The organism is Psychrobacillus sp. FSL K6-1464 (genome assembly GCF_038003145.1).
GTDB lineage: Bacteria > Bacillota > Bacilli > Bacillales_A > Planococcaceae > Psychrobacillus > Psychrobacillus psychrotolerans.
This window is the reverse complement of sequence record NZ_JBBOOP010000001.1, coordinates 1094476-1118843: the sequence shown is the minus strand read 5'-3', so window position 1 is coordinate 1118843 and position 24368 is coordinate 1094476. Positions and strand designations below refer to the sequence as shown.

General features: G+C 36.4%; 25 protein-coding genes. 10 read left to right on the top strand and 15 right to left on the bottom strand.

Going from position 1 to position 24368, the window contains the following annotated elements:
• Nucleotides 1–6 precede the first annotated feature (6 nt).
• Complete coding sequence (locus MKX39_RS05295; protein ID WP_340768665.1) at nucleotides 7–963, bottom strand: NAD(P)H-dependent flavin oxidoreductase; 957 nt, start codon at nucleotides 961–963, stop codon at nucleotides 7–9.
• A 139-nt stretch (nucleotides 964–1102) separates the two neighbouring features.
• Here MKX39_RS05295 and MKX39_RS05290 point away from each other — a divergent pair, with 139 nt between their 5' ends.
• Nucleotides 1103–2572, top strand: coding sequence for an aminotransferase class I/II-fold pyridoxal phosphate-dependent enzyme (locus tag MKX39_RS05290; protein ID WP_340768664.1), 1470 nt, complete (start codon nucleotides 1103–1105; stop codon nucleotides 2570–2572).
• An 82-nt stretch (nucleotides 2573–2654) separates the two neighbouring features.
• On the opposite strand, the gene MKX39_RS05285 is transcribed toward MKX39_RS05290, so the two are convergent.
• The 9 genes from MKX39_RS05285 to MKX39_RS05245 form a co-directional block, all read right to left on the bottom strand.
• Nucleotides 2655–3329, bottom strand: coding sequence for an LrgB family protein (locus MKX39_RS05285; protein ID WP_340768662.1), 675 nt, complete (start codon nucleotides 3327–3329; stop codon nucleotides 2655–2657).
• The gene (locus MKX39_RS05280; RefSeq protein WP_093535422.1) at nucleotides 3326–3703 is read right to left on the bottom strand and encodes a CidA/LrgA family protein; all 378 of its coding nucleotides are present in this window, start codon (nucleotides 3701–3703) and stop codon (nucleotides 3326–3328) included. The genes MKX39_RS05285 and MKX39_RS05280 overlap by 4 nt, the downstream gene beginning before the upstream one ends.
• A gap of 317 nt (nucleotides 3704–4020) precedes the next feature.
• Nucleotides 4021–4836, bottom strand: coding sequence for a polysaccharide deacetylase family protein (locus MKX39_RS05275; RefSeq protein WP_340771344.1), 816 nt, complete (start codon nucleotides 4834–4836; stop codon nucleotides 4021–4023).
• A gap of 87 nt (nucleotides 4837–4923) precedes the next feature.
• Nucleotides 4924–5559 (bottom strand): MEDS domain-containing protein, encoded by a 636-nt coding sequence (locus MKX39_RS05270; protein WP_340768659.1) that lies wholly within the window; start codon nucleotides 5557–5559, stop codon nucleotides 4924–4926.
• Nucleotides 5560–5701: 142 nt separating this feature from the next.
• A complete protein-coding gene (lpdA, locus tag MKX39_RS05265) occupies nucleotides 5702–7114 on the bottom strand; it encodes a dihydrolipoyl dehydrogenase (protein WP_093535426.1) in 1413 nt (470 codons plus the stop codon).
• A gap of 3 nt (nucleotides 7115–7117) precedes the next feature.
• On the bottom strand, nucleotides 7118–8479 hold the full coding sequence (locus tag MKX39_RS05260; protein ID WP_340761835.1) for a dihydrolipoamide acetyltransferase family protein: 1362 nt from the start codon (nucleotides 8477–8479) through the stop codon (nucleotides 7118–7120).
• A gap of 31 nt (nucleotides 8480–8510) precedes the next feature.
• Nucleotides 8511–9488, bottom strand: a complete 978-nt coding sequence (locus MKX39_RS05255; RefSeq protein WP_093535430.1) for an alpha-ketoacid dehydrogenase subunit beta — start codon at nucleotides 9486–9488, stop codon at nucleotides 8511–8513.
• A 3-nt stretch (nucleotides 9489–9491) separates the two neighbouring features.
• Nucleotides 9492–10604, bottom strand: coding sequence for a pyruvate dehydrogenase (acetyl-transferring) E1 component subunit alpha (gene pdhA, locus MKX39_RS05250; RefSeq protein ID WP_340761834.1), 1113 nt, complete (start codon nucleotides 10602–10604; stop codon nucleotides 9492–9494).
• A gap of 233 nt (nucleotides 10605–10837) precedes the next feature.
• Entirely contained in the window at nucleotides 10838–11488 is a 651-nt protein-coding gene (locus MKX39_RS05245) for a YkyA family protein (protein WP_340768658.1), read from the bottom strand.
• Nucleotides 11489–11620: 132 nt separating this feature from the next.
• Here MKX39_RS05245 and def point away from each other — a divergent pair, with 132 nt between their 5' ends.
• Nucleotides 11621–12178, top strand: a complete 558-nt coding sequence (gene def / locus MKX39_RS05240) for a peptide deformylase (RefSeq protein WP_093535436.1) — start codon at nucleotides 11621–11623, stop codon at nucleotides 12176–12178.
• A gap of 156 nt (nucleotides 12179–12334) precedes the next feature.
• Here the strand turns inward: def and MKX39_RS05235 are convergent, their stop codons facing one another.
• Both MKX39_RS05235 and MKX39_RS05230 read right to left on the bottom strand, forming a co-directional pair.
• On the bottom strand, nucleotides 12335–13261 hold the full coding sequence (locus MKX39_RS05235) for a carbohydrate kinase family protein (RefSeq protein WP_340768656.1): 927 nt from the start codon (nucleotides 13259–13261) through the stop codon (nucleotides 12335–12337).
• Between the two features lie 12 nt (nucleotides 13262–13273).
• Complete coding sequence (locus tag MKX39_RS05230) at nucleotides 13274–14047, bottom strand: Cof-type HAD-IIB family hydrolase (protein WP_340768655.1); 774 nt, start codon at nucleotides 14045–14047, stop codon at nucleotides 13274–13276.
• A 423-nt stretch (nucleotides 14048–14470) separates the two neighbouring features.
• On the opposite strand from MKX39_RS05230, the gene MKX39_RS05225 reads away from it, so the two are divergent.
• The 3 genes from MKX39_RS05225 (at nucleotide 14471) to MKX39_RS05215 (ending at nucleotide 17093) form a co-directional block, all read left to right on the top strand.
• Entirely contained in the window at nucleotides 14471–14680 is a 210-nt protein-coding gene (locus MKX39_RS05225) for a DNA-dependent RNA polymerase subunit epsilon (protein WP_093535442.1), read from the top strand.
• 3 nt (nucleotides 14681–14683) lie between these two features.
• A complete protein-coding gene (gene rnjA / locus MKX39_RS05220) occupies nucleotides 14684–16351 on the top strand; it encodes a ribonuclease J1 (protein ID WP_093535444.1) in 1668 nt (555 codons plus the stop codon).
• Between the two features lie 115 nt (nucleotides 16352–16466).
• Complete coding sequence (locus MKX39_RS05215; RefSeq protein ID WP_340768654.1) at nucleotides 16467–17093, top strand: LysE family transporter; 627 nt, start codon at nucleotides 16467–16469, stop codon at nucleotides 17091–17093.
• Here the strand turns inward: MKX39_RS05215 and MKX39_RS05210 are convergent.
• From MKX39_RS05210 to MKX39_RS05200, 3 genes are all read right to left on the bottom strand, one after another.
• Nucleotides 17090–18427: an amino acid permease gene (locus MKX39_RS05210; RefSeq protein WP_340768653.1), complete on the bottom strand. Its 1338-nt coding sequence runs from the start codon at nucleotides 18425–18427 to the stop codon at nucleotides 17090–17092. The two genes, MKX39_RS05215 and MKX39_RS05210, sit on opposite strands and share 4 nt — an antisense overlap.
• Nucleotides 18428–18593: 166 nt before the next feature.
• Nucleotides 18594–19253 (bottom strand): potassium channel family protein, encoded by a 660-nt coding sequence (locus MKX39_RS05205; protein WP_093535450.1) that lies wholly within the window; start codon nucleotides 19251–19253, stop codon nucleotides 18594–18596.
• 74 nt (nucleotides 19254–19327) lie between these two features.
• A complete protein-coding gene (locus MKX39_RS05200; protein ID WP_340768652.1) occupies nucleotides 19328–19777 on the bottom strand; it encodes a TlpA family protein disulfide reductase in 450 nt (149 codons plus the stop codon).
• 182 nt (nucleotides 19778–19959) lie between these two features.
• Here MKX39_RS05200 and MKX39_RS05195 point away from each other — a divergent pair, with 182 nt between their 5' ends.
• Genes MKX39_RS05195 through MKX39_RS05175 form a run of 5 tightly spaced genes read left to right on the top strand, consistent with a single transcriptional unit; the run spans nucleotide 19960 to nucleotide 24311 of the window.
• Nucleotides 19960–20505 (top strand): helix-turn-helix domain-containing protein, encoded by a 546-nt coding sequence (locus MKX39_RS05195; RefSeq protein WP_093535454.1) that lies wholly within the window; start codon nucleotides 19960–19962, stop codon nucleotides 20503–20505.
• Between the two features lie 28 nt (nucleotides 20506–20533).
• The gene (locus MKX39_RS05190; RefSeq protein ID WP_093535456.1) at nucleotides 20534–21640 is read left to right on the top strand and encodes an ABC transporter ATP-binding protein; all 1107 of its coding nucleotides are present in this window, start codon (nucleotides 20534–20536) and stop codon (nucleotides 21638–21640) included.
• Complete coding sequence (locus MKX39_RS05185) at nucleotides 21630–22454, top strand: ABC transporter permease (RefSeq protein WP_093535458.1); 825 nt, start codon at nucleotides 21630–21632, stop codon at nucleotides 22452–22454. Before MKX39_RS05190 ends, MKX39_RS05185 begins: the two co-directional genes overlap by 11 nt.
• Nucleotides 22438–23241 (top strand): ABC transporter permease, encoded by an 804-nt coding sequence (locus MKX39_RS05180; RefSeq protein WP_340768651.1) that lies wholly within the window; start codon nucleotides 22438–22440, stop codon nucleotides 23239–23241. The genes MKX39_RS05185 and MKX39_RS05180 overlap by 17 nt, the downstream gene beginning before the upstream one ends.
• Nucleotides 23238–24311, top strand: coding sequence for an ABC transporter substrate-binding protein (locus MKX39_RS05175; RefSeq protein WP_340768650.1), 1074 nt, complete (start codon nucleotides 23238–23240; stop codon nucleotides 24309–24311). The genes MKX39_RS05180 and MKX39_RS05175 overlap by 4 nt, the downstream gene beginning before the upstream one ends.
• Nucleotides 24312–24368: the final 57 nt, after the last annotated feature.

Below are 24368 nucleotides of genomic sequence, written 5' to 3'. Positions count from 1 at the left end.
CTCCTGTTATTTCCATTTATTTCGTATGTTCATTGCTTGCATTTCCATTCGATTGAATAGCTCCTGTACGGAAGGTATATCTTCGATTAACCCGACTGACTGTCCAGCCCATCCAAATCCATTTCGTTCATCGCCTTCATATATAAATTGCTTATTAGCCTTACCGCTAATGTAGTCCTTAAGAGCATCATATGTTGGATTCTCTTTTTCAATACTTAAAATTTCATCAGTCCAACTATTTTTTAAAGCTCTTGCCGGAGCACCAATGGATCTTTTGATAACTACTGTATCCATTTCTCCGCTCTTTATTAATGTATTTTGATAAGCCATAGAGGCATGTATACATTCTTTTGTGGCGATGAACCTTGTCCCCATTTCAATCCCTTCTGCTCCAAGTGCGTGAGCAGCCATCCATCCTCGACCATCTGCAATACCACCAGAAGCGATTACTGGAATGGATACAGCGTCAACCACTTGAGGAATTAGCACGATAGATCCGACATCATCTCTACCTAAATGCCCCCCGCCCTCCTGTCCAACAACCATTACTGCGTCCGCCCCAAGTTGTTCTGCCTTTTGAGCCTGTCGCTTAGCTGCAACTAACACTAATTTTTTAATAGATGTATTTGCTAGTTTTTCTAAAATAGGAGCTGGATTTCCACCAGTCATTGATATCACTGGAACTTCTTCATCAATAGCAACTTGGAGCATATGTTCATAAGGTCTCCCAGTCTGTCCAATTGCGAAATTCACACCAAAAGGTTTCTCCGTTAACATTCTTACTTTATGTATTTCTTTACGTAGCTCATCTGGCGTCTTCAAACTCATAGCAGTTACCTGTCCTAAGCCTCCCGCATTTGATACAGCCGCACATAACTCCGAGTATGCTAAATATGCCAGTCCCCCTTGAATAATCGGAAAGTTAGTACCTAATAAATCAGTAACCTTTGTTTGAAAAGTCATTCCTAATCCCCCCTTATATGAATAGTGTAATAAAATTGTTCTGATGATACAAATGACAATTATTTTAATAGTATTAATGAACATGAGATGCTATAATTTCTTTTGTTTTAAAAAAATTTATCTTAAGGTGGTTGGCGCGTTGTCACAATTAGAAACTCCATTATTCGATGCATTACTTAAGCATCGTAATCGTCATCCAATCCAGTTTCATATTCCTGGGCATAAAAAAGGAAAAGGGATGGACCCTGCATTTCGAGAGTTCGTTGGAGATAATGTACTTTCAATAGATTTGATCAATATTGCACCATTAGATGATTTACATTCTCCTAAAGGTGTCATTAAACAAGCACAACATTTAGCGGCAGAAGCATTTGGTGCGGATGAAACTTTTTTCTCCGTTCAAGGGACAAGTGGTGCTATTATGACCATGATACTTACTATTTGTGGACCTGGAGATAAAATCCTTATTCCGCGAAATGTACATAAATCGATTATGTCCGCTATTGTTTTTGCAGGTGCGATCCCTGTTTTTATCCATCCTGAAGTAGATAAAGAATTAGGTATCTCTCATGGTATTTCCGTAGAGTCAGTGGAAAAAGCATTAGAGGCACATCCAGATGCAAAAGGACTACTAGTTATTAATCCTACCTATTTTGGATTGGCAGCAGATCTTAAAAGAATTGTAGAGCTATCTCACGAAAAGGGAATTCCAGTTGTGGTAGACGAAGCACACGGAGTTCATATACATTTTCACGATTCTCTTCCTATTTCTGCAATGCAAGCTGGTGCGGACATGGCTGCAACCTCTGTGCATAAATTAGGCGGCTCCATGACGCAAAGTTCTATATTGAATGTAAGAAAAGGGTTAGTTTCTACTAAGCGTGTGCAATCTATCTTGTCTATGCTAACGACAACTTCTACTTCTTATCCATTACTAGCATCTTTAGACACCGCTAGACGTCAGTTAGCCATTCATGGGGAAGACTTGATAGGTGATGCCATTCGCCTTGCAAAAGATACACGTAAACGTATTAACGCTATTCCGCATATCCGTTGTGTTGGAGATGAAATTTTAAAAACGTCTGCAACATTTGACTTTGATCCTACTAAACTTTTAATAAGTGTGAAAGACTTAGGCATGACAGGCTATGATGCGGAAATATGGCTGAGAGAAAAAGCAAATATAGAAGTAGAACTTTCTGACCTGTATAATATTTTATGCCTTATTACACTCGGAGATACAAAGAAAGAGGTTAATTTACTCGTTAATGCTCTTTCGAGAATGGTTGCAGCACATGAATCCGATGCAGTGGTAGTAGAACCTTTTGTTACTTTGCCTGAAATACCTGGGCTTGCCATGTCTCCAAGAGATGCTTTCTATGCGGCTACAGAGTCTGTACCTCTGAAAGAGGCAAGTGGACGTATTTCTGCAGAGTTTGTAATGGTATATCCGCCTGGTATTCCGATCTTTATTCCCGGGGAAATAATTACACAGGGTAATATCGATTATATAGCGATGAATATGGAAGCAGGATTGCCTGTACAAGGTCCTGAGGACGATACACTTGAAATGATTCATGTCATTAAAGAACATCAAGCTATATATTGACAAAAAAGGAACTCGTAGTGATGAGTTCCTTTTTTTATACGTTATATTATGCACATACTGTAATGAAGTCTTAAATTTAGAACTAGATTAATAGAGCAATTAACGGGAAAATGAAAGACCCTAATATAGCACTCAAAGTCATAGAAACAGAGCCCATAGTTAACGTTTCCTCACCATATTCTCCTAGTTTAGAAACACCAATACCATGAGAAGCGCTTCCCATGGAAATCCCTCGACTTATCGCCTTATCAATACGACAAACTTTAAAAATAGTGGGTCCCAGAATAGCCCCCACTAAACCTGCAAGAATAACGAAGACAGCTGTTAAAGTTGGTATACCGCCTATTGTTTCACTTATCGGAATAGCAACAGGTGAAGTGATGGATTTCGGTAATAATGATAATAGAATATGTTCTTCAAATGACAATAACTTAGATAATATCATAATACTGATTATCCCTGAAAAAAGAGCACTTAATACACTTAAGATAATCGGGAACTTGTATTTATAGATTTTCTCTTTATGAATATATAATGGATAGGCCATACTAACAACAGCTGGCCCTAATAATTCATTTATCCACTTACCACCAGACATATAGGAATCATAAGGTGTTTTACTAATTATTAAAATAAGAACAATTAGTACAGTTGTAGAAAGAATAGGTAACAATAACGGGTATGTAAATCGTTTATAGACGATAGACATAATATAAAAAAGCACAATAGTTCCTACTATCATCATGGATGCAATCATTCAATCAGCTCCTTTTCTAATAGCTTCCGCTCAAGGTACTGACAGAACCTTCCTGTGAAAATAATAGTAATTACAGTACTAAGTACAATAGCTAATACCATTCCTAAACCAGCCCATGATAAGAGTTCTGGATAATCCATTATGCCAACAGTCGCTGGTATAAAAAATAACGCTAGAAAAGCCAATAAAAATCCAGCCCCATCTTTTATAAGTTCTACCGGTATTATTCTGAAATATAAGCAAACAAAGAGTAATAACAACCCGACAATACTCCCTGGAAATTGAAGAGAGAGACTTTGAACGATCCATGACCCGATAAACGAGAAAAGATATAAAATAATTACTTGAAATACAATTCGGATAACTTTAACCATTTTTTTGCTTTAAAAGAATTTCTTTTAAAGCTTCCACCTCCAAGAAACTGATAGATATATAGGGAATAATTCTACGCCGATTTAGATACACTGTCTATTAATATAACCAGACAAAAATACGCAGGACCTTTAAGTACAAAACCTGTTTAATGCGTTCCCGATATGATTTGGACAAGCTTCCCCAGTAACCAAAGGACGTTTGTCTGTACTTCGCCCTCCTGGAAGTCTTAGAACAGGTAAGTGATTTTAGAATAATAGAGAATAGCTACTTTCTTATTCATAAAGGAAGACCTTTGGATTATCCAAAGGTCTTTAGATTATTGTATTCCTTTAATTGTTTTTGGATCAATTAAATCGTATCCATTTGCACGAAGACCCTCAACAATACCTCGTAATGCCTGTGCAGTCCATTCCCGATCATGCATTAACAAATTAGCCCCGTCTGTCAAATATTCAGTGTTCACCATAATATCCGTCAAACTAGCAGCATCCCGATATTGTTTTTCCCAATCATATCCATATGTCCAGTTCATTAAAAGCATACCCTCTTGCTTAACAAGGCTCTTACTAAAATCTGTATTAACCCCAAAAGGCGCTCGGAAGAACTTCGGTTTTTCGCCAATTACAGCTTCTACTGTCTCATTTACTTTTATAATTTCTTCTTTTTGCTGCTCCTCAGAGCTCTCTTTTAAATTTACATGTGTTTGCGTATGATTTCCAATAGAGAATCCCATATCGTAAATTGCTTTTAAGTTATTCTTTTCATCATCTGTGTCTAGAAAATGACCATTTACGAAAAATATAGCCGGTGCATTTAACTCTTTCAACGTTTTTGCCATTTCTACTGCGTATTTTTCAGGAGCATCATCGATTGTAAGCAAAACTGCTTTGGGATTGGCATCTTTAATTGGTTTGAATGTCCAATTTGCCTCATTTAGCTCGTATAGTGATTCAGTTTCTTGGATCACCACTTCTTCTTCTACAACCTCTTCCACTTCTTCTACTACAGGTTCTTGAGATACTGTAGTAGTCTCATTACTTTCTTTTACTGTTTTAGGCTTTTCATCACCGTCACTACATGCAGAAAGTCCAAGTAACATTACTGCTGATATCATCCAAGTTGTATGTTTCAATATGATCACCCAGTCCCTTCCTCTATATTTTAACAGGCAAACTAGATTGATAGTAGTTAAAAAGAAAACACACTAAAGAGGATTTCCTTAGAGTGTTTTCGAAGACTGATATTGTTCCGAGATTATGAAGTCGTCATCCAGTAGAACATAAGGATGTGTTTCCATCAAACTATTTTTGAGAAAATCTGGCATTTTCTCTCCTTCATATGCACAGATTAAGGGAAAGGAAAGTGAATTTACCGCTTCATCTACTATTTCCTCAAGATCTTTTATAAGATGTAGCGGCTCTTCCATGCTAGCCCACTCGACATGTGCCCATGCGCGAAAAGAAAGTTTATTTTCCACATAAGACTGTATTGTTTTACTAAAATACTCTGCGATTGAGGGAGGATGATAACTTCCACTTGACCAATAGAAATCCATACTATTTACATAATGAATTAACTCTAATTGTTCTTTCGTTAAACGTGCGTTTAATTCTTTTTGAATAACAGGGTAAAGACGAGAGTTCTCTATAAGAACCACGTAATCACCTGCTGCGATACCGTCTTCAATATAATTCAATAACTGTGAAGTGTAATTTTCGAATCCACGGTACTTATACAAAATATGAAGATGATCATCTCTATGATTTTCAAGCACTTCATTCATATTTACTATTACTTTTCTTCTTACAATACCTTTTGAGTTTTCAAGCATATGTATCACCCCTTTTTTATTCATTCGACGGATTTCCCCAATTCCCTTCATTACTATTCAAATATAGAAAGTCATATTAACTTTAACAGAAGAATTTCTTTCCACAATAAAAACAATAGACCTGCCGCAAAAGCGAACAAGTCTATTGTTAAACTTAAGTTAGAAGTTATTTAGATAGAATATGAATTGGATGACCCATAACTACTTCTGCAGCTTCCATCGCAATTTCACCTAAAGTTGGGTGAGCATGAATAGTCATTGCAATATCTTCAACAGTCATTCCCGCTTCAATTGCTAAACCAAGTTCAGCAATCATATCTGAAGCACCTTGACCTACGATTTGAGCTCCAAGTAATAAACCATCTTCTTTACGTGAAACTAGTTTTACGAAACCATCTGTAGCGTTTAAAGCTAGTGCACGACCATTTGCTCCAAATGGGAATTTCCCTGCAGCAACGTCATATCCTTGCTCTTTCGCTTGTGCTTCATTAAGACCCACTGTAGCCATTTCAGGATCTGTAAAGCAAACAGCAGGAATTGCTAGGTAATCTACAACAGATGTTTGCCCAGCGATTGCTTCTGCAGCTACTTTTCCTTCGTATGATGCTTTATGTGCAAGCTGAGGACCAGCAACAATATCACCAATAGCGTAAATATTAGAAATGCTTGTACGACATTGTTTGTCAACCTCTAATAATCCACGTTCAGCGAATTTAATGCCAATTTCCTCCAGACCCATTTCATCCGTATTTGGACGACGACCTACAGTAACTAGAACGTAATCAGCTTCAACTTTTTTCTCTTCTCCGCCAACTTCATAAGTTACTACTACGCCAGTATCTGACTCTTCCACACCTTTTGCAGATGCTTTAACAGCTATTTCCACGCCTTTTTTCTTCAAGCCTTTTTTAACAATTGTTGTCATTTGTTTTTCGAAGCCAGCAAGAATATCATCGCCACCTTCAACAATCGTAACTTTTGAACCCAAGTTAGCAAATGCTGAACCTAGTTCTGTACCGATATATCCTCCACCAATTACAACTAAGTTTTCTGGAATTTCAGGTAAACTTAATGCACTAGTAGAGTTTAAAACACGTTTAGAGTATTTAAAAGTTGGAATTTCTACAGGACGAGATCCTGTTGCAATAATTGCATTTTTAAATGTATATGTTTGCGCAGATTTTTCATCCATTACACGTACAGTATTAGCATCAACAAAATAAGCTTCGCCCATAACTACTTCGACATTGTTTCCTTTTAATAATCCAGAAACACCGCTAGTCAGTTTTTTTACTACACTGTCTTTAAAAGCTTGTGATTTAGAAAAATCGATTTTTACATCTGTAGCTGTAATTCCCATATCATCAGCATGTTTTGCTTGTTCAAAACGGTGACCAACAGAGATTAATGCTTTAGAAGGAATACATCCTACGTTTAAGCAAACTCCTCCGATATGTTCTTTTTCCACAACTACGACTTTTTGTCCTGTTTGCGCTGCACGAATTGCTGCAACATATCCACCAGGGCCTGAACCTATTACAAGTGTATCTGTTTCGATTGGGAAATCTCCTACTACCATTTTTTACGCCTCCATTAATAATAATTCTGGACTGCTAAGCAAACGCTTCATGTGATTCAACGCATGTTGAGCAGTCGCACCATCGATCATTCGGTGATCAAAGCTCAATGATAATGCTAACACAGGTGCAGCCACAATTTCACTATTTTTTATTACTGGTTTCTCTGAAATTCGACCAATTCCTAAAATAGCGACTTCTGGATGGTTGATAACTGGTGTGAACCATTGTCCACCCGCGGACCCGATATTTGTAATAGAACAAGATGCACCTTTCATTTCGGCAGCAGCAAGTTTACCATCACGCGCTTTTCCAGCTAGTGCATTAATTTCATCTGAAATTGCAAAAACCGACTTACGATCAGCATTTTTGATAACCGGAACTAATAGACCTTTATCCGTATCAGCTGCAATACCTATATTGAAGTAATGTTTTTGGATTACCTCGTTTGTTTCATCATCATAAGATGTGTTTAACGCAGGGAATTCTCTTAAAGTACTTACTAAAGCCTTAACTACATAAGGTAAATATGTTAACTTGATATTTTTTTCAGCAGCAATTTCTTTAAATTTCTTACGATGTGCAACAAGTTCAGTAACATCTACTTCATCCATTAACGTTACATGTGGAGCTGTATGTTTAGAATGTACCATTGCTTTAGCGATTGCTTTACGCATCGGTGAAAGTTTTTCTCTAGTTTCAGGGAATTCACCTTCAAATGTAACTGGTGCTGAAGTTTTAGTTGGTTGTTCAGCTTCTGCATTAGTAGTTGTTTCAGCTTTTTCTTCCACTGCAGTAGGCTGATCTCCGGATAAGAAAGTTTCAATGTCTTCTTTTAAAACGCGGCCATTTTTACCTGAACCCGTTACATCCGAAATACTTACATCGTTTTCACGTGCAAACTTGCGAACTGAAGGCATAGCAATAACGCGTGTATCACCTTTTGGTTGTTCTTTAGGTGTTGTCGTCACTTTCTCCGCTGAAGCTTCAACATTTTTTGCTGGAGTTTCAACTTTTTCTTTGTCTACTGATTGGCCATCTTCAGCAGTTGCTTGAACTTGCGCTTCTGTTTTTTCTTCTGCTTTTTCCTCATCACTATGATCGCCTTTAAATTTAAGGTCTTCATAACCAGGAGCATCAAGCTTAATAAGCACATCTCCAACGATAGCTACTGTTCCTTCACTTACAAGAACTTCTGTAACTTTCCCTTTTACAGGAGATGGAATTTCTACAACCGCTTTATCATTTTGCACTTCGCATAAAATATCGTCCTCTTGTACCTCATCGCCCGCTTTTACAAACCACTTAACAATTTCACCTTCATGTATACCCTCACCGATATCTGGTAATCGAAATTCAAATGACAATGTATTCACCCTTTCTATAGCAGATTTTAAATTAGAATGTTAAAACTTTTTTAGCTGTATTTACTATATCCGTAGCATTCGGTAACCAAACCGTTTCTGCTTGAGAGAATGGGAAAACAGTGTCTGGAGCAGTTACTCGTAATACTGGAGCTTCTAAACTTAAAATAGCACGCTCTGTAATTTCTGCTACAATGTTTGCCGCAATCCCTGCTTGTTTTTGTGCTTCTTGAACAACCATTGCACGATTCGTTTTTTCTACAGAAGCAATAATTGTTTCGATATCCAAAGGTTGAACTGTACGTAAATCGATTACTTCTACAGAGTGCCCTTCTTTTTCAAGTTCTTCCGCTGCCTTCAAACTTTCGTGTACCATTGCACCGTAAGCAATAATTGTTAAATCTGTACCCTCACGTTTAACATCAGCTTTTCCAAGAGGAATTGTATATTCTTCTTCCGGTACTTCTCCACGGAATGAACGATATAATTTCATGTGCTCAAGGAAAATTACTGGATCATTATCACGAATTGCAGAGATTAATAGTCCTTTTGCATCGTATGGAGTAGAAGGAATAACCACTTTTACACCTGGTGTTGAAGTCATAAGAAGCTCTAAACTATCAGCATGCATTTCTGGTGTATGAACTCCTCCACCGAATGGAGAACGGATTGTAACAGGTGCATTAAATGCTCCCCCTGTACGGAAACGCATACGAGCTAGCTGACCAGCTATAGAATCCATTACTTCAAAAACAAATCCAAAGAATTGAATTTCTGGAACAGGACGGAACCCTTGTAGGGAAAGACCTACGGCAAGACCACCAATACCTGACTCAGCAAGTGGTGTATCAAATACACGATCTTCTCCGAATTCTTTTTGTAATCCTTCAGTTGCACGGAAAACTCCGCCGTTAACGCCTACGTCTTCACCGAAGACTAGAACGTTTTCATCATTTTTAAGCTCAGTACGGAGTGCATCCGTAATTGCTTGAATCATCGTCATTTGTGCCATCGGTTACTTCGACTCCTTCTCAGTGTAATAAGCTAATTGCTCATCTAAGTTATATGGATTTTCTTCATACATAATATTGATAAGGTCCGTTACTTTTTGTTTTGGTGCTGCATCTGCTTTCTTAACAGCTTCTTTAATTTCTTCTTTTGCTTTTTCAATTACTTCTGCTTCTTTTTCTTCACTCCAGATACCTTTTGTTTCCAGGTATTTACGGAAACGAACTAATGGATCTTTCTTTTCCCATTCAGAATCAGTTTCTGAAGTACGGTAACGAGTCGGATCATCGCCAGCCATCGTATGAGGACCGTAACGATAACATACTGTTTCAATAAGACTAGGTCCGTCACCTTTAATGGCACGTTCTCTAGCATCTTTCGTAGCAGCATAAACAGCAAGTGGATCCATGCCATCAACTAGAACACTAGGAATACCAGCTGCAATTCCTTTTTGTGCAATTGTTTTAGCAGATGTTTGTAGTTCGCGAGGGGTAGAAATCGCAAATTGGTTGTTCTGAACGATAAACACTGCAGGAACACGGAATGCTCCAGCAAAGTTAATACCTTCATAGAAGTCCCCTTGTGATGATCCACCGTCACCCGTATAAGTAATGGCGATTGCTTTTTTACCACGTTTTTGCATACCAAGTGCAACACCAGCCGCTTGGATAAATTGAGCACCAATAATTATTTGTGGTGGGAAAACATTTACACCTTCAGGAATTTGGTTCCCCATAAAATGCCCACGTGAGAATAGAAACGCTTGCCATAAAGGTAAGCCATGCCAAACTATTTGAGGTACATCACGATATCCAGGTAAGATAAAATCATCTTTTTCTAAAGCATATTGAGAAGCTAGTTGAGAAGCTTCTTGACCCGCTGTTGGAGCATAGAAGCCTAAACGTCCTTGTCTATTTAAAGAGATAGAGCGTTGATCTAAAATACGTGTATAAACCATACGACTCATCAACTCTACTAGTTCCTCGTCAGATAAGTTAGGATTTGCTTTTTCGTTTACAATTTCCCCTTCTTCATTTAAAATCTGAAACATTTCAAACTTTTCTTCGATTTCATGAAGCGTTTTCATAGGGTCTAACTGCGCTGGTTTGTTTGCAGCCATTATTACATCTCTCCTTTTCTTCTGTATTAAAATTATTATTTAATTATAGTAGTACAACAACATTTCCTTTTTAGTATACTCAAGAATAAATCCAGGGTCAATCATATGAAACCCATGTATTTAATTGTCGGAATATTAGAACTTATATAAACTGTACTACTACTAAATTATGTCTGTACTATATCAGATTGCTATATTTATATAAAAAAGCAGCTCTGCGTAGAGCTGCTTTTTTATTTTCCATCTTTCTGTAACGAAGTTAAGACTTCTTCCTTCACTTCATTTACCCTTGCTGTTGCTTCATTAAACTTTTCAACGGATTTTTTCACTACTTCATTGTGCATGTTTACATCTTGAACCTGTGCTTGAATGACAGTTATATCTGCAGATTCATCTATTAACATATTATATAAATTTTGTTGCAGATCAGCTAACTCATTATAGATAGTCGTTACTTCTTCATATGCTGTAATACGTTCTTCCAATGAAGTCTCCATTTTTTTTAAAGTTTCTTTCTCCGAAGCTTCCTTGGTTTCTGAAATAAGTGTATTAATTTTTTTAATATCCTCAGTAGTAGCGTTTATCGATGCAGCTTCCTTTTCTACTAAAGTTAATCTAGTTTCTAATAGAGTTGCCGTATCTTCTACCATTGTAGTAAGTTCTTCCTTTTGATCTTTAGTCAGTTCCATCATTTTCTGAAAGTTTGCCTGTTCTTTGGATTCTGTTTCTGCTAATTCTTTTTGTACATCTCTATAATCGGCTTCTTGATCGTAAATTTCCGTTAAGATGTTAGATAACTTTTCTTGTGTCGACTCCCCAAAGTTACAGCCGGCAAGTAGTAATATACTACTTAAAATGAGTACAAATTTGTTTATTTTCATCATGTAACCTCCTATACCCATTCAACTATAATTGTATTAACTATTAAATTCAACTGACGAATAGGCTGTTTTTTGTTTAGTATACAGACAAATTTCGCTATAATAGATATATGAACATTGAAAGGACGATTAAAAATGATTTTAATGAATGATATTGTCAGAGATGGTCATCCATCTTTACGTACAAAAACAGAAGATCTTATCTTCCCATTATCACAAGAAGATATAATTCTTGCCAATGATTTACTGGAATATGTTATTAACAGCCAAGACGATGAAATGGTTGAAAAATATAAAATACGACCAGGAATTGGAATTGCTGCTCCACAGGTAAATGCTAACAAAAGAATGTTCGCACTTCACTTAGAAGATGAAAACGATCTAGAAGTAAGCTTCGTAGCAGTTAACCCCAAAATAATTAGTCACTCCGTAGAAAGAACGTATATTTCTGCTGGAGAAGGTTGCTTATCTGTAGATGAAGTAATCGAAGGATATGTGCCAAGATATGCACGCATTACCGCGACAGGGTTTTACCCAGATGGAACTCCATTTAAAAAACGCTTAAAAGGATTAGCAGCTATTGCTTTCCAACATGAACTCGATCATTTAAATGGCATCATGTTTTATGATCACATCAACAAAGAAAATCCATATGCTCCGATTCCAGATTCGGTACCTTATGAACGAGTTTAAACTTTTACACAAAACGCCGGTCCTACGTATGTAGAACCGGCGTTTTAGTTATCGTATTCAAGTTTCTAATTTGTCGTTTGTAGTAGTGATATGATGGCTATTCGAGACTTTTTATTTGTAATTGCACCAACTATAACCACCATTTTGCACTCTCCATTATTGTAAGTCTTTCAATCTTGGCATAGCAGATAATGCACCAGGTTTAGTGGCACAGATCCCACCTAACCTATTACTAAATGCGATGTAACGTATCCAGTCCTCTTTTGTGGAAGGATGCCCCTCCAAGTATATCTTTGAAAGAATGCCTGCGACAAAAGCATCTCCAGCACCAGTCGTATCAACTGGTATTACTTTTTCTACCGGAACATGTACTACTTCCCCGTGAAGCACCGCATAAGTCCCCTCTGCACCAATAGTAATAAGTAAAGCCTCGATATTATATTGCTGCATAGATTTGATACCATCTTCTATAGATGTCGTTTCCGTTAAAAAGAATAATTCTTCCTCTGTTAACTTCAATACATCAACCATGTTAAAAAAGGAAGAGATGGTTTCTCTACAACTCTCTTCACTACTCCAACGTAATGGTCTAATGTTAGCATCAAAAGAAATAAGTACATTTGACTTTTTCATATTCTCTACAATTTTTCTAGTTGTCCCAAGAGCTATAGGATGAAATAGGGTACCAGAACAAAAATGAAAAACAGATGTTTCATGAATTATCTCGTTCTTAATAGCGGAAAAGTCTACTTGGATGTCAGGGGTAACATCAACATAACGTTCAAAATGACGTTCATTGTTCTCCAAGAGATGTACATATACACCGCTAACCTCTTTTTCGGGAACTATTTGCGAAAAGGATAGATCTACTCCCTCCTCTGCTAATTCATTTCTAACAAATTCAGATGTTTCATTTTCTCCGGTTACAGTTATGAACGAAGTTGCTGCTCCGAGTCGTGCTACTCCTGCAGCAACATTAACGGTCGCACCACCTAAAAACTTTGTGAATCGACTATTGCTTTGATCTTCTGCAATATAATCGACAAATGCATCACCATATATGAGGACAAACTTTTTGGACATCTAGTAAACTCCTTAAATTAACCTTAATTTTTTCATTGCGTTGGAAAGCCCACTCTCTGATACATGATCCGTAACAAAGGTAGCATGTTCCCTTAACTCTTCGACACAGTTCCCCATTGCGACACTTGTACCAGCGAACTGAAGCATTTCTATATCATTTAGGCCATCACCGAAAGCTATCGCATCTTCGGGTCCTCTTCCAATATGTTTTAACAAAAGATCCATCCCTTTAGCCTTTGAAATCCCTTTAGGAAGAACATCACAGGAAACACGGTGCCAGCGGACAAATTTTAAATTTGGAAAAGCTTGTTCATATTCCTTTTGTTCCTCTAAACTGCAAAAGATAAGCGCTTGATGAATATCATTCGTCAAATAGAAATCCTCTGCATAACGCGGGAAATTTATTTTCAGTGTAGATATACTATCGAATACATCTTGGTGATCTGGAAAGCTAGAAACCATTTCATCACTGTCCATATACACAACTGGTTGCTTTCTTTTGTTAGCATACTCCGTTAGTCGGGCCAATTCTTCCCTCTCAACAATCCCTTTATGTAATACTTCTCCTCTGAACTGAACAATTTGACCATTATAACAAACAAATGAATCTATTTTCAATCGATCTAAAACATCTTGAGCAGTAAAAGGAGAGCGTCCAGTCGATATGACAATTTCATGTCCGTTATCTCTGGCCTTTTGAAGTGACTCTTCTACTCCATCGGGAATATTTTTATCATGGTCTAAAATCGTTCCATCAATATCAAAAAATAAAATTTTGTTTTTCATAAAAATCCTCCATTCTAAAATGCGAATTATTTGACTTTTCAGTCATAATCCTTTACACATTTCACTCTTGCGTATATAATACTCTATAAGGAGTGAATAGCCATGTTGAAACGCCTGAAAAGGAAATGGTTGAGACGGCTCGGTGGAATGCTTAGAAACAAAACGATTGCTTAAAGTAGGCTTCAATCCTCAGTTTTTCACTACAGGATTGATAGTTTTAACATTTGACCGCTTACTTAAATTTAATCTCCCGCTAACGCCAAAGTTTTAGGACAAGGCTTAAAATCGGGATATTACACTACTCGTAACGCAGGTAAAATACTTTTGCCCTCTAAAATGGAGGGCTTTTCTTTATTTTAAATAAGTGTCATGATAATATAAAGAGAATTGATTTATTTTGAACGTGAAAAAGGAGAGTATAAAATGATTTTTAAAGTTTATTATCAAGAGAATGTACTAGAAGTACCAGTTCGCGAAAACACACAATGTTTATATGTAGAGGCTGAAACTGAGCGCGAAGTTCGTGCGCTATTAATAGACCGCAAATATAATATCGAATTAATTCAGTTGCTTGAAGGTAATCATTTAGAGTACGAACAAGCCGGCGAGAATTACAAAGTAGAGAAGATTTAATATATGAAATTTGTAAAAAATGACCAAACTGCGGTTTTCGCCCTCGGCGGACTAGGCGAAATCGGCAAAAACACATATGGCGTTCAATTCCAAGATGAAATAATATTAATCGATGCTGGTATTAAATTCCCAGAGGATGATTTACTCGGCATTGATTATGTAATTCCTGATTACACTTATTTAGTAAAAAATGTGGACAAGATTAAAGGACTCTTTATCACTCACGGTCACGAAGATCATATCGGTGGTATTCCCTATCTTTTAAAACAAATTAATGTACCCGTTTACGGAGGAAAGCTTGCCCTTGGTTTATTAAGAAATAAATTAGAAGAGCATGGCTTACTACGCCAAACAAAAATGATCGTTATTCAAGAAGAAGATGTTATCAAGTTCAGAAAAACTTCTGTAAGTTTCTATCGTACAACACATAGTATTCCAGATGCATTTGGGATAGTGGTAAAAACACCACCCGGCAATATTGTGCATACGGGTGACTTTAAATTTGATTTCACACCTGTAGGTGAACCAGCTAACTTAACAAAAATGGCTGAAATCGGAAAAGATGGAGTGCTATGCTTACTATCAGATAGTACAAATGCAGAAATCCCTAATTTTACAATGTCAGAGCGTAAAGTCGGAGAAAGCATGGATTCTATTTTCCGTAAGGTAGATGGTCGTATTATCTTTGCTACTTTTGCATCTAATATTCATAGACTTCAACAAGTAACCGACGCAGCTGTTCTTCACGGTCGTAAAATTGCTGTCTTTGGTCGAAGCATGGATAATGCTATGACAATCGGTCGTGAACTTGGTTATATTACAGCTCCAAAAGAAACGTTTGTGGATGTAAGCGCATTGAACCGATTACCAGCGAACGAAGTACTTATACTTTGTACAGGTAGTCAAGGGGAACCGATGGCAGCATTATCTCGTATCGCTAACGGTACACATCGACAAATTCAAATTCAACCTGGAGATACAGTAGTATTTTCTTCTTCACCTATCCCTGGAAATAGAGCAAGTGTCAATCGTACGATTAACTTACTATTCCGTGCAGGAGCAGAAGTAATCCACGGTTCATTAAACAATATTCACACTTCCGGGCATGGTTCACAAGAAGAGAATAAGCTTATGCTTCGTCTTATGAAGCCTAAGTTCTTCATGCCTATTCACGGAGAGTATCGAATGCTGAAGATTCATACTGAATTAGCAGTAGATTGCGATGTAGATCCGGATAATACCTTTATTATGGAAAACGGAGAAGTACTTGCCTTGAGTGCGGATGAAGCACATGTTGCTGGCCGAATTCCTTCTGGCGATATTTATATTGACGGAAGTGGAATTGGAGATATTGGTAATATTGTTCTTCGTGATCGTCGTGTCTTATCAGAGGAAGGCTTAGTTATTGTTGTAGTAAGTGCTGATATGGAGAAGAAAAAAATTGTATCAGGTCCTGATATTATCTCTCGTGGTTTCGTTTATATGCGTGAATCAGGAACAATGATTAATGAGGCACAACAAATGTTGAACAAACATTTGCGATACACTATTCAAAGTAAAGAGACTGAATGGTCTGAACTAAAAAATGAAATTATAGACGTTCTAAGTCCTTATTTATATGAAAAGACGAAACGTCGTCCAATGATACTTCCGATTATTATGGAAGTATAAGTAATAACCTCAGAATTTAAAATTCTGAGGTTATTTTTTTTCCCTAAAACTTAGTTGTACGTGTCCCCTCTTTTGAATATTATACATGGATATCATTTCAATGGAGGCATCTAGTATGAACTCAATATTTACTTATATTTTTTTAGGTATTTCCTTAGCGGCACCCGTGGGACCTGTCAATGCGGCACAATTAAATACAGGTATAAAGAACGGATTCTTTCATGCATGGATTTTTGGCTTTGGTGCTTTGTTGGCTGATATCTTATATATGGTGTTAGTCTATTTTGGAGTGGGACAATTTGTTGATTCTCCATATATCAAAATATTTCTATGGTCCTTTGGATGCTTTGTTCTAACTTACACCGGGATAGAAAGTCTACTAACGCTCCATAAGATTAAGTTAAATTTCCATAAAGAAAAAAGAGTTAGATTTAGACAGTCATTATCTTCAGGATTTCTTTTGTCTTTGCTAAACCCTTTAACCATTCTTTTCTGGTTAGGAATATTTGGTTCAGTACTAGCTGAAGCCTCTCAAAAAATTACGGATAGTCAACTCATTTTATATAGCTTTGCAATTATTGGGGGTATTATTTTATGGGATACTTTTATGGCTTTCCTATCTAGTGGTGCACGGAAATTTCTTTCCAATAAATTTTTAGTTATCATTTCTATCATTTCCTCTTTGTCCATGCTTGGTTTCGGAATTTATTTTGGCATTCAAGCTTATCAATTACTTTTTTAAACCTCTTCTTTTTTCCAGTTTTTGCGTAAAAATAATACGATGATCGCGATAATTGATAGGAATATGAGGCTGATGAAGAAACCTGGTCGACTAGTTGAATGAAAAAGCGCCCCACTGACAGCTGCCGAAACAAGAATAATACCGATTACTCTTTTTACCTTATCAGCTTTCGTTGTATCCACTAGCCTGTGATACATAGCTAAGATAAACAGCCAATTATAAAGCAACATTAATGCGGCTGCAGTAGTTATATACTGATAAACTTTATCTGGTAGCAACAAGGAAGTAACTATCGAAAGAATAAGACCTACAGAAGTTAGAGCTATTGCTGGTAAAGGCATCTTAAACTTCTTTTTTGTTTGCTTACTAAATATGGCTGGTGCATCCCCCTCTTCAGATAAGGTAGTAAGAATTGTCGTAACTGAGAATAGGGATGCTGACATAGTTGAAAAACCCGCAATAATAATAGCCGCTGTAAAAACATGAGGAAAAAAATCCAGATTAAAACCGGATAATGCTGTAACAAATGGGCTCTTGTCATCCTTAAATTTAGTATATGGCATTAATAATAACGCCAAAATAAGAGACGTGACATAGATTATACCAAGTAATCCTAACATGACCTTACCTGATTTTGGTGCATCTTCTTTCTTTTTCAGATGAATAGCCATGACACCCATTACTTCAATTCCACCGTGTGCATAAAATGCAAATAGAAGAGCACTCCAAAAACCTAAAATTCCTTTCGGAAAGAAACCTTCTAATGTACTTGGAATATTATCTTTAGGGTTGCCATCTATTACTCCAGTCAATGCCAAAACTGCAATTATGATGAACATAAAAATAGCAGCAATCTTCATCACTGCGAATACACTTTCTAGTTTTCCAAATGCCTTTGCTCCTATGAATAACACTAACAATCCACAAATTGCATAAATTAATGCAAATATCCATAGAGCTACCTTTGGAAACCAAAGTTTGGTTAACAGAGATATCGCTGTCAATTGACTACCAATGATCAATATTTCAGAACACCAGTAAACCCACCCACTACTAAATCCCGCCCAACGTCCATAAGCTTTTTTGGCATAAGTTCGAAATGATCCTTTTTGTGGATCATTCGCTGACATTTTAGCAAGTGCCTCAAACACAATATAGGTAGCACAAGCTGCCATAGTGAAAGCCAATATAACCGAAGGACCAGTCATTTGGATGGCTATGCTAGAAGCTAAGAAAAATCCTGTGCCAATAATACAACCTACTCCGATAAGAGATAGTTGCCACCATGCTAAGTGACCATCTTCCTTATTGGTACTAACCGGTTTTTTGGACATTTCACACCTCCTCGTAAACCTAGTATTTCACGAGAAATAGTAATTATGTGTTCGGTTTACACTTGGAGAATGATTTCTTTGGGTTATCTATTAGTTCACTAATACACAAAGAGACTGTTTATGACATGAGTCACAAACAGTCTCTTTTATATAACTTATACTTTTTTTAAGATAATACTTTCTTTTCAAAACGTATAATATCTACGTCCGCTCCAATAATGATTAACACATCATTAAGTATTAGATTTTCATCGGCCTGTGGAGAAACTATAATATTATTCCCTCGTTTAATCGCCACAATATTAATGCCATATTTTGCACGGATATCTAAATCAATAAGTGATTTACTTGCTATTTTCTCATTGACTCTTATTTCCATAATAGAATGTTCATCAGAAAGTTCAAGATAGTCTAATACATTGTTGGAAAGAATATTGTTTGCAATTCTAATACCCATATCTCTTTCAGGATGTACTACCTGATCTGCTCCGATTTTTCTTAACACCTTTTCATGGTAATCATTTTGTGCTTTGACTGTAATTTTCTTAACGCCAATCTCTTTTAGCATTAAGGTAGTCAAAATACTAGATTGAATATCGTCTCCAATAGCAACAATAACATGTTCAAAATTTCGAATACCCAATGATTTCAGCACAGCTTCGTCTGTTGTATCAGCAACTACCGCCTGAGTGGCAATGGTCGCAAACTCATCTACACGTTCAGATGCTATATCAATTGCCATAACATCTGCTCCTTGATCAATCAGCTCTCTGACAATACTACCACCGAATCTACCTAAACCGACTACAACAAATTCTTTGTGCATCCTAAATGCCTCCTACATATCTAATGCGATAAGTTTAACATATCCAATCCTTTAATTGATAGAGAATTTAATCATTATTTTACGTTTTCATTTATAAGCATAAGCAGCCTTTTTTCTAACATCATCATTCCTTTTTCGCCTGCTTGCATATGCCTTAATAGCCCTTTCTTATCAAACAAATAAAAAGATGGAACTACTCGATTTTGAAATTGATTAGTCACGATTAGTTCATGATCCAAATAAATAGAATCCTTCATCCTTCCACGTTGAATTGCATCTAGAATAGGCTTCTCGAATAAGTCATCTCTAGATCTTGGCATATGAATGCCTACTACATGAAAGTTCTCCTTATATTTTTCTTTCCACAACCTAATGTTATTATATGCTCCTCCACATAATGAACAGCTCACTGACCAAAAGTAAACTAGGACGGGCTTTTCCCCTATTAGTTTGTCATTGTTTATCTGTCCATTTATCCATCTCGGATCCATTGGAAATGACGGTAATTTAGTACGTAACTTCACTGCCTATATCCCTTCTTTCTTTCAGCATTCATTAGTATATGCATTCTTCAAAAATAGCGTTTGTTCTGTTAAAGAAAAAAATTTTGATATTCCTCAAATAAATTGTTAAAGTAAACTTTAAGTTGTGTTAAAATAAACTTTGTCTGAAAAATACTAGTTTATTTCCGAAGGAGCCTAAAAATATGCAAATTGGGAAAAAAATTAAACAGTTGCGCTTAAAAAAAGGTCTGACACAAGAAGAATTAGGTGAAAGAACCGATTTAAGTAAAGGTTTTATATCTCAATTGGAAAGAGATATAAACTCTCCTTCTATCGAAACATTGTTTTCAATCTTAAACGTCCTAGGTTCCAAGCCAAAAGATTTTTTTGATGACGATGATCATTCTCGCACGAAAGTGTATTACCCGAAAGAAGAACAAACTATTTACTTGGATGATGAAAAAAAGTACAAGCTTCATTGGCTAATTTCAGAATCCAATGAAAATGAAATGGAGCCAGTACTAATTTCATTGGATATTGGGGGACAATTTAAACAATTCGAACCTTCTCTTTCCGAGACTTTCATATACGTGCTACAAGGGAAAGTGACACTCACTATAGGTAAACAAAACTATATAGCTACAGCTGGTGAATCACTTTATTTTGATGCTTCTGATAATCATCTGCTACAAAATGCAGCGGAAGAAATTTCAAAGGTAATCTATGTCGTTAACAATTCTTATTTGTAAGATACTTAAATAACAATGGAGGTATATTATGTCTGACAATACTATTATTCGTTTTGAAAATGTGACAAAATCATATGATGCAGAAACGACCGTATTAAAAAATATCAACTTAGAGTTAGAGCGAGGGAAATTTTATACTTTACTAGGTCCATCTGGTTGTGGGAAAACAACAATTTTACGTTTAATCGCTGGTTTTATGCAACCTACAAGTGGAAGTATTTACTTTAACGGCAAACTCATTAATAATGTCCCCGCCAATGAAAGACAGGTAAATACAGTATTTCAAGATTATGCGTTATTTCCACATCTAAATGTATTTGAAAATGTAGCATTCGGTCTTCGCATTAAAAAGCTTGGCAAAAAAGTAATCGAACAAAAAGTAATAGAAGCTTTGAAATTTGTTAACTTAGTAGGTTATGAAAAAAGAGAAATTGCTGAAATGTCAGGCGGACAAAGACAACGTGTAGCAATTGCACGTGCCATTGTAAATGATCCTGAAATCATTCTATTGGACGAGCCCCTTTCTGCATTAGATTTAAAATTACGTTCTGAAATGCAATATGAGTTACGTGAGCTTCAACAAAGACTTGGCAAAACTTTTATATTCGTAACACATGACCAAGAAGAAGCATTGGCAATGTCTGATGAAATTTTCGTGTTAAATGAAGGCGAAATTGAACAAAGTGGTACTCCAATGGATATATATGATGAGCCGATTAATCGCTATGTAGCTGACTTTATCGGAGAGTCAAATATTGTTTCTGGTACAATGGTCGCTGATTTCCGCGTAAAAATTGGTGACAAAGAGTTTGAATGTGTGGATCAAGGACTAAATCCAAACGAAAAAGTAGATATCGTTATTCGTCCAGAAGATTTAGAAATAACAGCTGTTGACAAAGGGAAAATGAAGGTAAAAGTAGATACACAATTATTTAGAGGAGTTCACTATGAACTTTCTACTTACGATGATGAGGGAAATGAATGGCTAGTACATTCTACGAAAAAAGCAGACGTTGGTGCTTCTATTGGTTTAGATTTCGACCCGGAGGCTATTCACGTTATGCGTTTAAATGAAACAGAAGAAGAATTTGACAAACGTCTCGAGTCTTATGGAGAAGACGCATATGCAAACTAAAACTACCAAAGCATTTTATTTAATACCTTATTATGTGTGGATTGTATTATTTGTTGTTGCTCCCATTGCTTTAATTGCATATTATTCCTTTTTCGATTTAAGTGGAAACTTCACTTTAGATAATTATCAAAACTTTTTTACTTCAGTTTACTTAAAGTTAACCTTGAGTTCGTTTTGGTATGCATTTCTTATAACTTTTTTCACTTTACTTATTGCATATCCAACAGCATATTTGCTAACAAAAACACGACATAAACAGCTTTGGTTGCTGTTAATCATCATTCCCTCTTGGATAAATTTATTATTGAAAACTTATGCTTTTATCGGGATTTTTGGTTTATATGGGCCTGTAAATGCATTTCTAAATGTATTTGGGTTGGAAGAAACACAAATTTTATTTACAGATTTTAGTTTCGTTTTTGTATCAGTCTATATATTTATCCCATTTATGATTTTGCCTATTTTTAATTCATTGGATAAGTTAAATCCTTCCTTAATGGATGCTAGTCGAGATTTAGGTGCATCTAGCTGGACGACATTTTCAAAGGTGATTCTACCATTAACTATTAATGGGGTAAAAGCTGGAATTCAAGCTGTATTTATCCCTTCCCTTTCGCTATTCATGATTACTCGATTAATCGCGGGGAATAAAGTTATTACTTTGGGTACAGCTATTGAGCAGCAATTCTTAGTTACCCAAAACTGGGGAATGGGTTCCACAATCGCCGTTTTCTTAATCATCTTTATGGTAATTATAATGATCATTACTGGTCAACGTGATAAGGGGGCTTATGCAAATGGAAAAAACAAGTAAGTCAGCGAAGTTTTACTTAGCCCTTGTATTTATCGTTTTATATACGCCTATCTTATATCTGATTTTTTACTCGTTTAATAGTGGTGGAAATATGAATAAGTTTGAATCATTTACTTGGGAACATTATTCTGCTGTCTTTTCAGATACTCGTTTGATCATGATACTTCTCAATACAGTAATTGTTGCTTTACTTTCTGCATTAATAGCAACAATAGTTGGTGTATTTGGTTCAATCGGCATTGTATTTATGCGAAACAAATCACTGCGCAGATCTATCCTTTCTTTAAATAATGTATTAATAGTAAGTCCCGATGTTGTTATTGGTGCATCGTTCCTGATACTATTTACAGCTATTGGGGTAAAACTTGGATTTGCATCCGTATTAATTTCTCATATTGCATTTAGTATACCCATTGTTGTATTAATGGTATTACCGAAGCTACAAGACATGAATAGTACGCTCATTGATGCAGCAGCAGATCTGGGCGCATCCAAACGGGATATTCTGACACGCGTAATTATCCCTTTTGTTAAACCTGGAATCTTCGCAGGATTTTTTATGGCCTTAACATATTCTCTTGATGATTTCGCAGTAACTTTCTTTGTTACAGGAAATGGCTTTAGCACACTTTCAGTTGAAATTTACTCGATGGCAAGAACTGGTATTACGTTAACGATTAATGCTTTATCGGGAATCATATTTATAGTGACACTAGTTCTCGTGGTTGGGTATTATTTTGTTAGCCAACGTGGGAAAAACCCTGTCGGAATGGGGGTTCGAAAATGAAAGAAATAACTAGAGCAACTATAGCCATTGTTGTCGTTTGTATCATTTTGTTTGGTGTCAATAAATATTTAAACCAAAGCTCTGGCAATGCCAGTAGTGATACATTAACTATCTTTAACTGGGGTGAATACATCGATCCCGATTTGATCTCTCAATTTGAAGAAGAATCAGGTTATCGTGTTGTGTACGAAACATTTGACTCCAATGAAGCAATGATGACAAAAATAGAACAAGGCGGAACTTCTTATGATATTGCGGTACCTTCAGAGTACGCAATTGAAAAGATGAAAGAAAATGATCTATTGCAAGAAATTGACCATTCTAAAATTCCGAATCTAAGCAATATTGATCCATACTTTTTAGACTTAGCATTTGACCCTAAAAATAAATACTCCATTCCTTATTTCTGGGGAACAGTTGGAGTTGTGTTCAATCCTTCTCTTCTAGACGGACAGACCTTCGATAGCTGGGAATCACTTTGGGACCCATCTTTAGAAGGTGAAGTGTTACTAGTAGACGGTGCACGTGAAATTATTGGGATGGGATTAAATAGTCTCGGTTATTCCCTTAACTCTACGGATGAAAAAGAATTGCTGGAAGCTACGGCGAAACTGAAGGAATTGACTCCAAATGTAAAAGCAATTATCGGAGATGAAGTAACTCAGCTAATGATAAATGAAGAAGCTTCCGTGGCTATTACTTTCTCTGGGCAAGCAGCTGATATGATGTGGGAAAACGAAGGATTAGATTATTCAGTCCCTGAAGAGGGATCGAATCTTTGGTTCGATAATATGGTTATACCTAAAACTGCTGCAAATGTGGAAGGTGCTCATGAGTTTATCAACTTTATGTTAGATGCAGAAGTTGCCGCACAAAATGCAGATTATGTTGGATATTCCATCCCTAATACTGCAGCAATTGAGTTAATGGATGAAGAAGTAACTTCCGATGAGCGGTTCTATCCTCTAGAAGAAGCTAGAGAAAATCTAGAAGTATATAAAAACCTAGGTCTTGAAATGCTTGGTAAATATAACGAGCTATTCTTAGAATTTAAAATGAGCGCTAACTAAATGGGAGAGTCGTCATAGTGACGGCTCTTTTTATTGCGTAGAAATTATATAATAAAT